12 protein-coding genes are annotated in these 15,216 nt (G+C 52.6%); 11 read left to right on the top strand and 1 reads right to left on the bottom strand.

Translation table 11 applies throughout. From position 1 onward, the window contains the following. Positions 1-3 precede the first annotated feature (3 nt). The 11 genes from ACT3TC_RS03560 (at position 4) to ACT3TC_RS03510 (ending at position 14,110) form a co-directional block, all read left to right on the top strand. Positions 4-1,266, top strand: coding sequence for a TRAP transporter large permease (locus tag ACT3TC_RS03560; RefSeq protein WP_444639137.1), 1,263 nt, complete (start codon positions 4-6; stop codon positions 1,264-1,266). A 7-nt stretch (positions 1,267-1,273) separates the two neighbouring features. After that, entirely contained in the window at positions 1,274-2,278 is a 1,005-nt protein-coding gene (araD1, locus tag ACT3TC_RS03555) for an AraD1 family protein (protein WP_444639135.1), read from the top strand. 66 nt (positions 2,279-2,344) lie between these two features. Next, the gene (locus ACT3TC_RS03550) at positions 2,345-3,928 is read left to right on the top strand and encodes an aldehyde dehydrogenase (NADP(+)) (protein WP_444639134.1); all 1,584 of its coding nucleotides are present in this window, start codon (positions 2,345-2,347) and stop codon (positions 3,926-3,928) included. Positions 3,929-4,042: 114 nt separating this feature from the next. Next, positions 4,043-5,188 (top strand): iron-containing alcohol dehydrogenase, encoded by a 1,146-nt coding sequence (locus ACT3TC_RS03545; protein ID WP_172117980.1) that lies wholly within the window; start codon positions 4,043-4,045, stop codon positions 5,186-5,188. A gap of 128 nt (positions 5,189-5,316) precedes the next feature. Beyond that, on the top strand, positions 5,317-6,309 hold the full coding sequence (locus ACT3TC_RS03540; RefSeq protein ID WP_444639132.1) for a tripartite tricarboxylate transporter substrate binding protein: 993 nt from the start codon (positions 5,317-5,319) through the stop codon (positions 6,307-6,309). 266 nt (positions 6,310-6,575) lie between these two features. Further along, positions 6,576-7,373, top strand: coding sequence for an HpcH/HpaI aldolase family protein (locus ACT3TC_RS03535; RefSeq protein WP_444630820.1), 798 nt, complete (start codon positions 6,576-6,578; stop codon positions 7,371-7,373). A 67-nt stretch (positions 7,374-7,440) separates the two neighbouring features. Then, positions 7,441-8,427, top strand: coding sequence for a Bug family tripartite tricarboxylate transporter substrate binding protein (locus ACT3TC_RS03530; RefSeq protein ID WP_444639131.1), 987 nt, complete (start codon positions 7,441-7,443; stop codon positions 8,425-8,427). Between the two features lie 9 nt (positions 8,428-8,436). Continuing rightward, positions 8,437-8,931, top strand: coding sequence for a tripartite tricarboxylate transporter TctB family protein (locus tag ACT3TC_RS03525; RefSeq protein WP_172117984.1), 495 nt, complete (start codon positions 8,437-8,439; stop codon positions 8,929-8,931). After that, the gene (locus ACT3TC_RS03520; protein WP_172117985.1) at positions 8,919-10,424 is read left to right on the top strand and encodes a tripartite tricarboxylate transporter permease; all 1,506 of its coding nucleotides are present in this window, start codon (positions 8,919-8,921) and stop codon (positions 10,422-10,424) included. Before ACT3TC_RS03525 ends, ACT3TC_RS03520 begins: the two co-directional genes overlap by 13 nt. 448 nt (positions 10,425-10,872) lie before the next feature. Then, a complete protein-coding gene (locus tag ACT3TC_RS03515; RefSeq protein WP_172117986.1) occupies positions 10,873-12,270 on the top strand; it encodes a GntP family permease in 1,398 nt (465 codons plus the stop codon). Between the two features lie 82 nt (positions 12,271-12,352). Continuing rightward, positions 12,353-14,110: an IlvD/Edd family dehydratase gene (locus tag ACT3TC_RS03510; RefSeq protein ID WP_172117987.1), complete on the top strand. Its 1,758-nt coding sequence runs from the start codon at positions 12,353-12,355 to the stop codon at positions 14,108-14,110. Between the two features lie 52 nt (positions 14,111-14,162). On the opposite strand, the gene ACT3TC_RS03505 is transcribed toward ACT3TC_RS03510, so the two are convergent. Next, complete coding sequence (locus ACT3TC_RS03505; RefSeq protein WP_172117988.1) at positions 14,163-15,125, bottom strand: LysR substrate-binding domain-containing protein; 963 nt, start codon at positions 15,123-15,125, stop codon at positions 14,163-14,165. Positions 15,126-15,216: the final 91 nt, after the last annotated feature.

The following is a 15,216-nucleotide window of genomic DNA, read 5'->3' as shown; positions in this document are numbered from 1 at the left end:
ACTATGCTAGCTGCGATCGTTCTACTTCTATTTGTGCTGATTTTATTAGGAATGCCGATTGCCGTCGCCATGATGGGGGCGTCCATTATCGCGATCCTGGCGCTGGATATTCCTATGAATGTCTTGGCTCAGCGTGTTTCCTCGGGTGTCGAGTCGTTCCCCTTACTGGCTATTCCGCTATTCATGCTGGCAGGAGGCATAATGAATAAGAGTGGCATCAGCGAGCGGCTTTTCGGTTTTTGTCGGGCGCTGGTCGGTCATTTGCGAGGTGGTCTGGCTCACGTGAACGTCTTGTCGAGCGTCCTGATGGCTGGTATATCCGGCTCGTCGCTCGCCGACTGCGCGGCCACGACTCGCGTGATGGTACCGCAAATGGAAAAGCATGGTTACGATCGTGGGTTTTCGGTCGCGCTCACCACGTCTTCCGCTACGCTCTCCCCGATCATTCCACCGTCGATCTTGATGGTGGTCTACGGTTGGCAGGCCAATATTTCGATTGGAGATCTGTTTCTTGCAGGTATTTTGCCTGGGCTATTAATCGCTTTTTGCCTAACACTTTTGATTACGCTGATCAGTATGATCAAGCAGTACCCTAAGGATGAGCGCTTCAACAAGAAAAGGCTCTATTCCAGTGCCAAAACCGCCGCTTGGGCCCTGTTGATGCCTATCATCATTATCGTGGGGTTCAGGTTGGGCGTGTTTACCGTCACTGAAGTAGCCGCCATTGCTGTTGCATACTCCTTCTTGGTGGGCAAGTACGTCTACAAGTCACTGGACTGGCGTGATATGGGCGAGTTGCTGGTTTCAACAGCACGAGAAGCAGCGTCCATTCTGATCATCATCGCCGCTTCGGCGCCCTTGGCATGGTCATTGAGTATTTTGCAGGCACCTCAGGAGGTCGTTGGCTGGATCACTGGCCTTACAGATAATCCTTGGGCGGTGCTTCTTCTATTGAATGTCGCGCTTCTGGCGATTGGAATGTTCATGGAAACCATCGCGATCATTATCGTATTAGTACCCATTCTAATTCCTTTGCTGAATTCCCTGGATATCAATCTGGTCCATTTCGGCATCATCATGCTCTTCAATCTTCTTATCGGCCAGATTACCCCACCGCTGGGTGTTCTGATGTTTGTCAGCTGCAATATCGCCAAATTGGGCACCATGCAGTTTCTGCGGTCGTCGGCACCTTTCTTTCTTACCTTGTTAATCGCCTTGCTGCTGGTGACTTACGTGCCCTGGCTATCACTTGCGTTAATTCGTTGAGGTCCATATGCAAAATAATATTCATGTTGTTCAGATTCGTTCCGAGAATGGCACCGTCATTGCTGCGCAAGTGAAAGGAGAAAAGTTACAGCTGCTTTCGGCATCGCTTTATGACCTAGCGCTTCGGGCGGCCAATGAAGGCCGTGCATTAAGCGACGTGGTGGAGGCCTCTGCCACTGACGAGGCGCTCAATTATAACGATATGATCGAAGCTGGCCGATTGCTATCCCCGATCACCCATCCGGACCCCGCCCATCTGCTGCTTACCGGTACTGGGCTTACGCATCTGGGCAGCGCGGCGCCACGCCATAAAATGCATGGCAAAGAGGGAGAAATGAGCAATAGCGAAGAAGCCATCACCGACACTCAGCGCATCTTCGAGTGGGGGGTGGAAAGTGGCAAGCCCGCAGGCGGGGGCCCTGGCGTACAGCCCGAGTGGTTCTACAAAGGAACGGGCCATACGCTTCGCGCGCCGTACCAGGATATTCAAATGCCCGCCTTCGCACTCGACGGTGGCGAAGAAGCCGAACTGGCGGGCATTTATATCGTTAATGCGCAAGGGCAGGTATTCCGGATCGGCTATGCGTTGAGCAACGAGTTTTCCGATCACGTCACGGAAAAACAGAATTACCTTTATTTGGCGCATTCTAAACTTCGTGATGCCAGCATCGGCCCCGAGATCGTCATCGGTAAGCTGCCCGAAGAAGTCCGTGGTAACGTTTCGATTCACCGTAACGGCTCGGTCGTATGGCAGCACGATTTTGCAAGTGGCGAACAACATATGTGCCACTCGATCGAAAACCTTGAGCACCACCACTTCAAGTACGCAACGTTTTGCGTTCCCGGACAACTCCACGTGCATTTCTTCGGCGCCGCGGTTCTAAGCTTCGCCGACGCCGTGAAACTCCAGGACGGTGACGAAATGCGCATTGAGTGCGATCTAATGACAAAACCATTGATCAACCGTATCAAAGTGATGCCGGACGAGAGCGTTGGTGTAACGGCCTTGTGAAAGGAAAACGGAACGGCTGAGTAACGAAGTACGATCATCTTGATTAACAATGGTAGGAATGACGCTATGAGTTCACTTAAAGGTCAGTCGCTGATCGGCCAGCATTGGATAGACGGCACGCGAAAGGAGATTCGTGCCATCAACCCGGCAACGGGTGAAACGCTGGATCCTCCCTACAAGGGTTGCTGTGAGGCAGACGTGGAAAAGGCCAGTGAGCTGGCAAGTTCGGCCTTCGATAGCTACCGAGAAACCTCGCTTGAAGAGCGGGCGACATTTCTGGAGACCATCGCCAGCGAAATCGAGGCGCTGGATGAGGCGCTGATCGAGCGCGCCATGGCTGAAAGTGGTCTACCGCAGACCCGCCTGGAAGGCGAGCGTGGGCGCACCTGCGGCCAGCTGCGCCTATTCGCCGATGTAGTTCGCTCGGGGGAGTGGCTTGATGTGCGTATCGATCCTTCACTGCCGGACCGTCAGCCGCTGCCCCGCGCCGACCTTCGTCAGCGGCACATCGCAGTGGGGCCCGTTGCGGTATTCGGGGCAAGCAACTTTCCGTTGGCCTTTAGCGTGGCGGGCGGCGATACCGCCTCGGCCTTGGCGGCCGGGTGCCCCGTGATCGTCAAGGCTCACTCCGCGCACCCCGGTACCTCGGAGCTTGTGGGCCAGGCCGTACAGAAAGCGGTTTCCCGGTGCCGGCTTCCGGAAGGCGTCTTCTCCTTGCTGTTTGGATCGGGGCGGGAAGTCGGCCAGGCCTTGGTCGCCCATCCTAACATTCAGGCCGTAGGGTTTACGGGCTCTCGGTCAGGTGGCATGGCGCTGTTGGCGACCGCCCAGTCAAGGCCTCAGCCTATTCCCATTTACGCGGAAATGAGTTCGATCAATCCGGTGTTCGTACTTCCAGAAGCGCTCAGCGCTCGTGCCAAGGCGCTGGGTGAGGGATTTATCGGCTCGCTCAATATGGGGGCCGGTCAGTTCTGTACCAACCCGGGGCTGGTCGTCGTGGTGAAAGGCGATGGCTTGGATACGTTTATTGAAGCGGCAGGTATCGCTGTGAACGAAAGCTCCTCCCAAACAATGCTGACGCCGGGGATCCATCAGGCCTATGAGCAGGGGGTATCGCAACTAAGCGATAACGCCCAGGAAATCGCGCGTGGCGCGCCAGGTAGGGACGGCTATCAATGTCAGACGGCACTTTACACCACCCCAGCGGCTGATTTCCTAAGCAGCAGGGCGTTACAGGAAGAAGTATTCGGCGCCGCTTCCTTGATTATCGAATGCAGCGACGAAAGCGAAATGCTAAGTGTCGCTAAACAGCTCGAAGGGCAGCTGACGGCCACCTTACAGATGGATGAAGGTGACATGGAAGCTGCTCGTGCCCTGTTACCCACGCTCGAGCGGAAAGTCGGGCGCATCCTGGTAAACGGCTGGCCTACCGGTGTCGAGGTGTGCCATGCAATGGTTCATGGCGGCCCGTTCCCGGCCACGTCGGATACGCGTACCACCTCAGTGGGTAGCGCGGCTATTCATCGTTTCTTGCGGCCGGTTTGTTATCAAGATCTCCCCATGGCTTTGCTACCGGAGGCTCTGAAAGACAACAACCCTCTGAAAATAAACCGCTTAGTGAACGGTCAGCGTGAACAAACCAATTTCTAAAGGCATGAGTGGCCAAAAAATCATCAATAAACTATTGTCATGTAGGTATGCTGTATGACACCTTTAAGCAAGATGCATATTTGGTTTCAAGCAAAACAATAATGAGAAATGAAAATGCCCTACATCATCAACTACTTAACAAAAATTCAGTTCGGTGAGAATGCAATTGCGGAGCTAGCGAATGAGCTGCAGTTGCTTAAGGTGAAAAGGCCTTTATTTGTGACTGATAAGGGGCTGAGTAGTACTCCTCTTATTACGCAGGTGATTGAATCTGCAGAGCTTTCTGAAGAGTTTAATGAAAAAGCCTGCGTTTTCGATGGCACGCCTTCCAATCCTACTGAAGCTGCTGTAGAGCAAGCCCTGTCTTTCCTACGAGAAAACCAGTGTGATGGCATCGTAGCCGTGGGCGGTGGCTCCAGCATTGATTTGGCTAAAGCGGTCGCTTTACTTTTTAACCACCCCGCTCCATTACGCCAGTACGCGGCGATTGAGGGTGGGGTCGCTAAGATCAATGCCGATGTGCTGCCGCTGATTGCGGTACCCACCACCGCGGGGACGGGCAGTGAGGTGGGGCGAGCTTCCCTGATTACTATGAACGATGAGCGGAAACTGGGTTTTCTTTCTCCGTATCTGATTCCTTCAGTTGCTATCTGCGACCCACGTTTAACACTCGGTTTACCGCCGTTTCTAACTGCCGCAACGGGCATGGATGCTATCGCTCACTGCGTTGAAACCTTTTTAAGCCCTAAAGTGAACCCTCCTGCTGAAGCGATTGCATTGGACGGCCTGAGGCGCGCAAGTGCCTATCTGGTCGAGGCGGTTGAAAACGGCACTAACTTAACCGCTAGAAATGAAATGATGATGGCGGCTCTGGAAGGTGCCATGGCGTTTCAGAAAGGGTTGGGGGCGGTTCACTCTCTATCCCATGCATTAGGCGGGCTGCATGAGCTAAAACTTCACCACGGCACGCTCAATGCCGTGCTAATGCCGACTGTTCTCAGGTTTAACCAGCGTGATTGCGAGGAAAAATTTGCTCGCCTCAAAGACGCGATGGGGCTTGCTCAGGGGGACGATTTAGCCGAAGCGTTTGTAAAGCTCAATGCTAAGTTGGGAATGCCTTCCAGCCTGAGTGAAATGGGCGTTAGAGAAGAACATTTAGACCAAGTGGCACAGTGGGCATTGGAAGACCACTCTACGGCTACCAACCCACGTGCACCTTCCAGAGAAGACTTTTTCAAGATGCTTAATGAGGCTTTCTAAAAGATAAGGTTTATCGACTTAATAGAAATAAAGGAAGTTTTTGGCAGGATCGCAATAAAGGATGGAACCCGGCAGTTTCAAAAAACCATAATCGAATCCAGGCAGTTAACGACTAAAGGAAAGTGGATATGACAATTACAAACCATTCTCTCAAGATCAAGACACTCCTCGCTTCCAGCGTAGCGGCAGCGGTTCTGGTGGCCTCTGGCGCAGCCCTTGCGGATTATCCAGAACGTCCTATTACGCTGATTGTGCCCTGGGCTGCGGGCGGCGGTACTGATGCGACAGCGCGTACTATCGCCCGTGCACTGGAAGAGGAGCTGGACCAGAACGTTAACGTTGTTAACCGCACCGGGGGCAGTGGCGTTGTTGGTCATACTGCCATGGTTAATGCCAAGCCGGATGGCTATACGCTTGGCCTGGCGACCGGTGAAGTGAACATGATGCATTGGCAGGGTTTAACCAACCTTACCTATGAAGATTTTACCCCGATTGCGCAAATCAACTATGACTTCCCCGGCATACAGGTCGCCGCAGACTCCCCTTATGCAAGCCTTGAAGAACTTCTCGACGCTATACGTACTGAGCCTAAAGGCACGTTTACTGCCTCAGGTACCGGTCAAGGCGGTGTTTGGCACTTAGCCTTTGCGGGTTTTTTGATGGATCAGAATATTCCCGCCGACCAGGTTACCTGGATTCCTAGTGAAGGTGCGGCGCCAGCGATGGTAGAGCTGGTATCTGGGGGTATTGATATCGTACCAAGCTCTGTGCCTGAAGCCCGCTCAATGATGGAAGCCGGTCGGGTTAAAAGCTTTGCGGTCATGTCGCCTGAGCGTATACCCAGTTTTCCTGATACTCCCACTACCAACGAGTTAATCGACAGTAGCTATCAAGTGGGCGAGTGGCGAGGTATCGCCGGTCCTAAAGGTATGGACCCTGAGATAGTGGCAACGCTTGAAGCAGCATTAGAAGCTGCTTACAACAGCGATACCTATCAAGAGTTTATGGATCAGCAAGGCTTTGGCACCGAATGGCGTAACGCGGAAGAGTTCGGGCAGCTGATGCAAGAGATGGACAGCGTCTTTGGTGAAATTGTTGAACAGGTTGGCTTAGCTAACTGAGGCACGACTTGGTAGGCGGTTTCTCACAACAGGATCTGTTGTAGAAACCGCCACTACTTAACCATTTCCTGATTTGCCTCGTTTATACGACCCTTGCTTTCCTCCTTTCTCACCGGGAGGAGTGTGTCTTAAACAGGCCGTATTCGCGCTATGGCATAGACGAAGACGTAGCGTTCAAGAAGCCAGCGCTTATAAAACTTGGTCAGTCAATGATGTAGGTGATCTTCAGTCAGTGGTTTTCATTTGCCTTCCAAAGGAGTCAATGCATGCAATTGCCCACTAATCCCTTTAAAAACATGCTGGTCAAGCACGAACCCATGTGGGGTTGCTGGGCTGGCTTTGCGACGGGGTATGCCGCTGAAATAATCGCTAACACCGGGTTCGACTGGCTGCTAATCGATGGTGAGCATGCCCCGAATACGGTACCCACTATTTTGGCCCAACTGCAGGCCGTGGCACCTTACTCATCTGCCCCCGTTGTGCGTAGCGTTAATCATGACCCTGCGTTGATCAAGCAGTTACTGGATATAGGTACGCAAACATTGATGGTGCCGATGGTGGAAAGTGCTGAGCAAGCGGCCGCCTTGGTACGGGCAACGCGGTACCCGCCGCGTGGCATACGCGGTGTGGGCGGTGGGCTGGTGCGTGCAACCCGATGGGATGGCGTGGATGACTACCTGAACAAGGCGCATGAGTCGCTTTGTCTGATTGTCCAGATTGAGTCACCTAAAGGTGTTGAGCAGGCAGAAGCCATTGCCGCCACTGACGGCGTCGATGCGGTTTTTGTTGGTCCGGCAGATCTTTCGGTGGGAATGGGGTATCCCGGCAATCCTGGCCACCCCGATGTCCAGAGCGCGATACAGAAAGTGATTAACACAGTTCATGCGGCAGGCAAGCCGGTAGGGATTTTGGCGCCGTTAGAGGAGGATGCACGTCGCTACCAGGCGTTAGGCTGCCAATTTATTGCGGTGGGTATTGATATCAGCCTGCTCCGTCAGGGAGCGCTGGCAACGCTTGCCCGCTATAAAGAGCTGCCACCTCAGCCGTCAACCAGAACGTACTGATATAAGGCGCTTTAAGCCATCTTAGCCACTATAAAACGTAGGTAAGCAATTACCAGAGGAAGTAAACATGATAATTACAAACCGTTCTCTTAAGACGCTCTGTATTTCAAGTTTAGCGGCAGTTGTTATGGTGGCCTCTGGCTCAGCTCTGGCGGATTATCCAGAACGCCCCATTACGCTGATTGTGCCTTGGGCAGCAGGTGGCGGTACTGATGCAACAGCGCGCACCATTGCCCGCGCCTTGGAGGAGGAGTTGGGACAGAACGTCAACGTGGTGAATCGTACCGGCGGCAGCGGCGTGGTTGGGCATACCGCCATACTTAACGCAGCACCTGACGGCTACACGCTCGGCTTAGCCACTGTTGAAGTTAACACTATGCATTGGCAAGGCTTGACAGAGCTTACCTACGAAGACTTCACGCCCATCGCGCAAATCAACTACGACTCCCCGGGTCTCCAGGTCGCCGCTGATTCTTCATACGAGAGTCTGGATGCGTTGCTGGAGGTTGTTCGTACTGAGCCGAAAGGCAGCTTTACCGCTTCGGGAACCGGGCAGGGGGGTATCTGGCATCTGGCCTTTACGGGCTTTTTGATGGACCAGGACATTCCTGCCGATCAGGTTATCTGGATCCCCAGCGAAGGTTCGGCGCCCGCGATGACGGAGCTGGCGTCTGGTGGGATCGATATTGTATCTACGTCGGTGCCTGAGGCTCGTTCGATGATGGATGCAGGGCGTGTAAAAAGCTTTGCCGTCATGGCTGCAGAGCGTCTTTCAGCCTTCCCCGATATTCCTACCGCCAACGAGCTTGTGGGTAGTGACTACCAAGTAGGTGCGTGGCGAGGCATCGTTGGTCCCCAATGGATGGACCCAGAGGTTGTCGCAACGCTTGAGTCAGCTCTCGAGGCTGCTTATCAAAGCGATACGTACCAGGATTTCATGACACAGAGAGGGTTTGGAACCGAGTGGCGCAATGCGGAAGAATTTGGCCAAATGATGGAAGAGATGGACGGTATTCTCGGTGAAATTGTTGAACAAGTTGGCTTGGCTAACTAAGGAATGACAATGAGAGATGTTTTCGCCGGCCTAGGATTTATGATTGCAGGGGTTGTGACGATTATCACAGCCCAGCAATTTCCTACTCTACCCAGCCTTCAGTATGGGCCTTCTCTGTTCCCCTCTCTCGTTGGAGGGGGATTTTGCATCGGCGGCGCGGTACTTACCTTAAATGCGCTATGGCAGAGACGAAAAGCGGCTGCTCAAGAAATACAGGATGATCCGACATTCGCTACCCCGCCGTCTGAAAAAATAAGCTGGGCGATGGTGCTGCCCCCCATAGCGATCGTTTTTTATATCCTGGCAAGCGATTACCTGGGGGCAATGCTTACCATAATGATCATTATGTTTTTGCTCATGTTATTGAGAAAAACAAGGGTTTACGTGGCTCTGGTAACCTCGGTGGTTATGTCATCCGCCATTTACTTTATTTTCTCGCACTATTTGCTTATCCCATTGCCGCAAGGGATTTTATTAGGGGGTAGCCTGCCATGGATATCTTGATGAATGGAGTGGGGCTGGTTTTAAATGTTGATACCATCTTGGTTATCTTGGCAGCTTCATTATTCGGCATATTTGTTGGTGCCGTGCCTGGGCTTACGGCAACAATGGCTGTCGCACTATTAGTCCCTTTAACCTTCTATATGGACACTATTCCCGCTATTGCTGCCATTGTAACCACATCGGCCATGGCAATATTTGCGGGAGATATTCCCGGTACGTATCTCAATATACCAGGCACACCTGCCTCTGCTGCCTATGTAGGTGAATCACATGCGTTAGCGAAAAAGGGCAGGGCAAGGGAAGCACTGGGTATTAATCTGGTCTGCTCCGTTTTTGGCGGTATTTTTGGCACCATCATTTTGATTGTCGTTGCTCAGTCACTTGCGGAAGTAGCGCTCAAGTTCAGTGCGTTTGAATACTTTTGGCTCGCGGTATTGGGGCTAAGCTGCTCAATTTTTATTTCTGTAGGCTCTAGAACAAAAGCATTTCTGTCACTGCTGTTTGGCGTCCTGCTATCAACGGTAGGGCTAGATATGATGAGTGGTGCTCCTCGCTTCACATTTGGAGTGCCCGATCTTATGGCTGGCGTTAACTTCATACCCGTTATGATCGGTATGTTTGCCCTCAATGAACTGATGAGTTACTACGGATCAAAATCCGAGAACAAAACCATCAGCGTTGTTGATAAGGATAGTGTTTTCCACAATGTGCCGAGACACATTAAACGTTATTGGCGCAATATGGTGCGTGGCAGCTCAATCGGCACAATGATTGGCGCGCTACCCGGTGCGGGTGCGGATATCGCCGCCTGGATCTCTTATGGTGTGGGAAAAGGCAGGTCAAAAGACAGTTCCAAATATGGTACCGGTAATATCGAGGGCATTGTCGATGCCAGCTCGGCCAATAATTCCGGGATCAGTGGCGCATGGGTGCCCGCTCTGGTCTTCGGGATTCCCGGCGACTCCATTACCGCTATCGTGATTGGCGTTTTATATATGAAGGGGATGAACCCCGGCCCCACCATTTTTATGGATGGGAGTGGCCTAATCTATGCACTTTTCATTGTGTTTATATTGGCTAATTTGATGATGCTACCTGTTGGATATATAGCCATTAGATTGTCAAAACTTTTCATCCTTACACCCAGTCGAGTATTGATGCCCATTATATTGTGCTTTTGCATTGTGGGTGCTTTCGCTATCAACAATAGCGTTGTGGATATCTGGTTAATGCTCATCGTTGGCTTAGTGGCCTATTTGCTTGCCGTCAATGACTTCCCTATGGCGCCCGCCATACTCGGTTTGGTACTGGGCTCCGTTGTTGAAAACAACTTTATGAGCGCCATGTTGCGAACCGGTGGCGACCTGACCAGCTTCTTTGCAAGGCCCATCAGTGCCGGGCTTGGCATTGCGGTCATCTTGCTGTGGTGCTCACCTTTGTTGATTAAAGCCTATCGCTATCAGAAGCGTAAATCTGAAAGGGCATCAGCATGATCTGCATTAATAAAGCACGGGGTAGCTTGCTGAAAACTTCCTCATAAACGCTTGTTTACGCCGCCATCGTGCTTGCCGGAAACCGTGGTGGCGTACGTTCAATATTTCCCAAGCCTTGGTGCATGGCAAACCCTGATACTTAAGCGTGCTTCCATAGCCTGCTTAATCGCCTACTACTCTTTGACTATGCTCAAGGCAGCATAACTCCGTGATGTAAAGGCATTAATTTATTCTCGGTCTGGGGCAACTTTAGTCTCACCTAACAATGTCTGGCCTCTTCGGCTATGTCCCATAAATCAGGCTTTATCCCTCGTTTGATAACTAAAATGATATTGATTTTAGAGGGTTCATATATTTGTTGGTTATCAATTAGCTGCTTATAGTGCGTTTGCTTTGTATAGCTGCGATATATCGCAGCATGAATAACGACAAACCTTAGGAAAACGCCATGTTAGAAACCACTCAAACATTGGGGGCTTCTACCCTTGCCCTGATGCTGATAGCAGCTTCTGCCATCGTTATTTTGTTGGTATTGATCATCAGGGTACGTCTTCATCCATTTTTCGCGCTGGTGATCGTGAGTATTGGTACTGCGCTAGCGACGGGTATCACAGGGGAAGATTTAGTTCCAACGCTCTTGGGTGGTTTTGGTAACACCTTAGGCAATGTTGCGCTATTGATTGGCTTTGGTGCAGTACTGGGGCGAATCGTTGCTGTCTCAGGGGGCGCCCAGGTATTATCAGATACCTTGATTCGTTTATTCGGCCATAGCCGAGCACCCTTGGGCTTATCAATTGCGTGCTTGCTATTTGGCTTCCCCATCTTTCTTGATGCGGCTTTCGTCGTCATGCTGCCGGTTATTTATTCCGTGGCAAGAGAGCTTAAAGCATCGCTATTGCTATACGGCTTACCGGCGGCAGGTGCCTTTTTGGTCATGCATGCGCTGGTACCGCCACATCCAGGGCCGGTAGCCGCGGCAGTTTTCCTTCAGGTTGATATTGGGAAAGTACTGTTTATTGCGCTGCTGGTCGGTTTGCCTACCTGGTATTTGATGGGCTACCGTCTATCGCTTGTACTCGCTAACCGTATGCCGTTTCAACCCGTCCCCAGCCTGATGGGCGAAAGTAATGAAGAGATGCCCGTCGATAAACGCCCGGCATTTCGTACCGTACTTTTAGTGTTGTTATTGCCACTCGTACTCATCTTCCTCAATACCGGTCTTACAACGCTGTCTGAAGGTGGAGTCGTTGATGCTGAAAACCCGATCTTGCAAGGCTTGATATTGATCGGTGAAACACCGATTGCCATGTTGATCAGCACATGTGTCGCGATGTGGTTGCTGGTCATTAGATCGTCAGCGCGCAAGGCCATTGGCTCTATTAATGAAACCGTTGAAAAAGCGCTTTCGCCCGTTTGCAGCATTATTCTTATTACCGGTGCTGGGGGAATGTTCGGTGGCGTACTAACCGCGAGCGGTATCGGTGATGCGTTAGCGGCGAGCCTTCAAAACTATGGCTTGCCTATTATCCTGGCAGGCTACGTCATCGCTTCGGTCATCCGTATTGCGCAGGGCTCTGCGACCGTCGCAGGAACTACTGCTGCGGGCATCATGGCCCCCGTCGTGTTGGCTGACCCTTCTCTTTCAGGATTAGCGACAGCCTGTATTGCGGTGGCAATCGTTGCTGGCGCAATCGGCTACTCCCATGTCAACGATTCAGGGTTCTGGTTAGTGGGGCGTTTTCTAGGTGTCGATACTAAAACCATGCTTAAAACCTGGACGGTGATTTCGATTGGCATATCACTAATGGCCTTCGGCTTATCCTGGCTGGTATTCACTCTGGTTTAACTAATCATCTGATTCAGGTCGTGTGTTTTTACGGTAACGACAAAAGACTTAGTGACTGGCAACGAGTGGTAAAGGAGAGATAATGAGCGATGCATCTAAAGAAAATAAACCTTATCTACGTTCAGCCCAGTGGTTTGGCACTGCCGACAAGAACGGTTTTATGTACCGCAGCTGGATGAAAAACCAAGGGATTCCCGACCACGAGTTTCAGGGTAAGCCGATCATCGGTATCTGCAATACCTGGTCGGAACTCACGCCCTGCAACGCCCACTTTCGTAAGCTGGCTGAGCATGTGAAGAAAGGGGTATTAGAGGCGGGAGGCTACCCAGTCGAATTTCCGGTGTTCTCCAACGGCGAATCGAACCTGCGCCCCACTGCGATGTTTACCCGCAACCTGGCGAGTATGGATGTAGAAGAAGCTATTCGTGGCAACCCGATTGATGCAGTGGTACTGCTGGTCGGCTGTGATAAAACCACTCCGGCACTATTAATGGGCGCGGCGAGCTGCGATATCCCCACTATCGTGGTCACCGGCGGGCCGATGCTCAACGGTAAGCACAAGGGCAAGGACATCGGTTCGGGCACTGTGGTCTGGCAACTTTCTGAGCAGGTCAAGGCCGGTGAGATTTCGCTGCACGACTTTATGGCCGCTGAGGCGGGCATGTCACGCTCGGCAGGAACCTGTAACACCATGGGTACCGCCTCCACCATGGCTTGCATGGCTGAGTCATTAGGCACTTCGCTACCCCACAACGCCGCGATTCCGGCGGTGGATTCGCGCCGCTACGTGCTCGCCCACCTCTCGGGCAACCGGATTGTCGAGATGGTCAATGAAGACTTGAGACTCTCCAAAATACTAACTAAAGAAGCCTTTGATAACGCCATCCGCACCAACGCCGCCATAGGCGGCTCGACCAACGCCGTGATTCACCTCAAGGCCATCGCCGGGCGGATTGGGGTCGATCTTCAATTAGATGACTGGAGCCGGGTAGGACGTGGTACGCCTACGGTGGTCGATCTGCAGCCTTCAGGGCACTTCTTGATGGAGGAGTTCTACTACGCGGGGGGCCTGCCCGCCGTGCTCAAACGCCTGGGCGAGGCGGATCGCTTACCCTTTAAGGATGCATTAACCGTCAACGGCAAAACCCTGTGGGAAAACGTCAAGGACGCCCCGCTGTATAACGACGAGGTCATCCGCCCGCTGGATAATCCGCTCACCGCAGATGGCGGGATTTGCGTACTGCGTGGCAACCTGGCGCCGAATGGCGCGGTATTAAAGCCCTCCGCGGCAACCGCCGAGTTGATGCAACATCGTGGTCGTGCGGTTGTGTTTGAAGACTTCGACGATTACAAGGCACGCATCAACGACCCGGACCTGGACGTTGAAGCCAACGATATTCTGGTCATGAAGCACTGCGGGCCACGCGGCTATCACGGCATGGCGGAAGTCGGCAATATGGGCCTGCCGCCCAAGATCCTTGCCCAGGGGGTGACCGATATGGTGCGTATCTCCGACGCCCGGATGAGCGGCACCGCCTATGGCACCGTAGTGCTGCATGTGGCCCCGGAAGCCGCGGCGGGTGGTCCGTTAGCCGCGGTACGCAACGGCGATATGATCGAACTCGACTGCGCCAGCGGGCGGCTGCATCTGGATATTAGCGACGCCGAACTTACCGCACGCCTGGCCGAAAGTGACCCGACAGAAGCCTCAACGCTAATCGCAAGTCAGGGCGGCTACCGCCAGCTTTATATCGAGCATGTGCTACAGGCGGATGAGGGCTGTGACTTTGACTTCCTGGTCGGCTGTCGGGGTTCGGAAGTGCCGCGGCACTCACACTAAGTCTAAGTGCTAAGGTCAAGCGCTAAGACCAGGCACAGATAGCTGGCTCCGTTTACCGATGGCTATTTTTCAGTTGAGCATTGTGGGCGATTATTTCGCGCAGAGTGCTCATCAGTACTGCAGCCCCCGGCGAGAGCCGCTGGTGGCGTAAGCTGACCAGACCATAAGGCTGTACGCTGAGCGTTTCACTGAATGGGAGGAGATGAAAGCGCTGAGGGGCGCAAAGCAGGTCCGCCGTTTCGCGTGTGGTCACCGTAATGGTGTTGGATTTATCGACCAGTGCTAAAGATACAAATACATCCGCGGTGTCGACGACCTGACTTGGCGGTGCTACCTGATGATGTAAAAACAGACTATCTACCCGTTGACGCATCAGCGCGCCGGGTGGCTGTAAAGACCACGGGTAGGCGGCCATATCAGTGAGGCTCAGTGGAGTTTTGCCCGCTAGCGGATGCCCTTCTCGACACACAAAGCACAGCTCTTCTTCGCCAATTTCTTCAAATACGAAGCGCTCTACATCCACGCCTGATGGGATACGCGTAATGGCGAAATCCAGCTCACCTTCCAGCAAACGTGGCACCAGCGCTTTGCTGACATCCACATCCACACTGATTTTAAGCCCCGGCCGGTCTCTATGTACCCGCTCGATAGCGCTGGTGAGTAGCGTAACGGCGGGTGCCATGACTGTTCCCACTGCCACGGTGCCCATATTTCCGTCGCGTAAGGCGGTTAACTCCTCACCGGTATGCCGCAATGCCGACAGCACGCTATGCGCGTGGCGAATCATGATTTCGCCATACCAGTTGGGTGTTAAACCACGTGGGTGGCGCTCGAAAAGGCGAATCCCCAGCTTGGCTTCCAGGTCGCTGAGTAGTTTTGAGGCTGCGGGCTGGCTCATGTTGAGTTGGGCAGCGGCACGATGCAGGTTGCGGTGCTCGTCAAGCGCCAAAAATAGCTGAAAATGACGCAACTTTAGTCGAGCGTTGAGAAACCAGTTACTGTCAAGAACGCTCATGGAATAAGCCTTTCAGTGCTTTTGATAACAATAAGTGTATCGGAATTAACGTGTTCCTATATTGGTTAGTTATCTAAGAGCTGTCTAGTGT

Origin of the sequence: Halomonas sp. AOP27-A1-41 (genome assembly GCF_052378605.1) — a bacterium.
In the GTDB taxonomy this organism is placed as follows: Bacteria; Pseudomonadota; Gammaproteobacteria; order Pseudomonadales; family Halomonadaceae; genus Vreelandella; species Vreelandella citrativorans.
Note: the sequence above shows the minus strand (reverse complement) of the source record. Positions and strands in the feature narration are given on the sequence as shown.

Coding starts and splice junctions, on each gene's coding strand:
- ACT3TC_RS03560 (WP_444639137.1), top strand. CDS start 4: ATGCTAGCTGCGATCGTTCTACTTCTATTTGTGCTGATTTTATTAGGA.
- araD1 (WP_444639135.1), top strand. CDS start 1,274: ATGCAAAATAATATTCATGTTGTTCAGATTCGTTCCGAGAATGGCACC.
- ACT3TC_RS03550 (WP_444639134.1), top strand. CDS start 2,345: ATGAGTTCACTTAAAGGTCAGTCGCTGATCGGCCAGCATTGGATAGAC.
- ACT3TC_RS03545 (WP_172117980.1), top strand. CDS start 4,043: ATGCCCTACATCATCAACTACTTAACAAAAATTCAGTTCGGTGAGAAT.
- ACT3TC_RS03540 (WP_444639132.1), top strand. CDS start 5,317: ATGACAATTACAAACCATTCTCTCAAGATCAAGACACTCCTCGCTTCC.
- ACT3TC_RS03535 (WP_444630820.1), top strand. CDS start 6,576: ATGCAATTGCCCACTAATCCCTTTAAAAACATGCTGGTCAAGCACGAA.
- ACT3TC_RS03530 (WP_444639131.1), top strand. CDS start 7,441: ATGATAATTACAAACCGTTCTCTTAAGACGCTCTGTATTTCAAGTTTA.
- ACT3TC_RS03525 (WP_172117984.1), top strand. CDS start 8,437: ATGAGAGATGTTTTCGCCGGCCTAGGATTTATGATTGCAGGGGTTGTG.
- ACT3TC_RS03520 (WP_172117985.1), top strand. CDS start 8,919: ATGGATATCTTGATGAATGGAGTGGGGCTGGTTTTAAATGTTGATACC.
- ACT3TC_RS03515 (WP_172117986.1), top strand. CDS start 10,873: ATGTTAGAAACCACTCAAACATTGGGGGCTTCTACCCTTGCCCTGATG.
- ACT3TC_RS03510 (WP_172117987.1), top strand. CDS start 12,353: ATGAGCGATGCATCTAAAGAAAATAAACCTTATCTACGTTCAGCCCAG.
- ACT3TC_RS03505 (WP_172117988.1), bottom strand. CDS start 15,125: ATGAGCGTTCTTGACAGTAACTGGTTTCTCAACGCTCGACTAAAGTTG.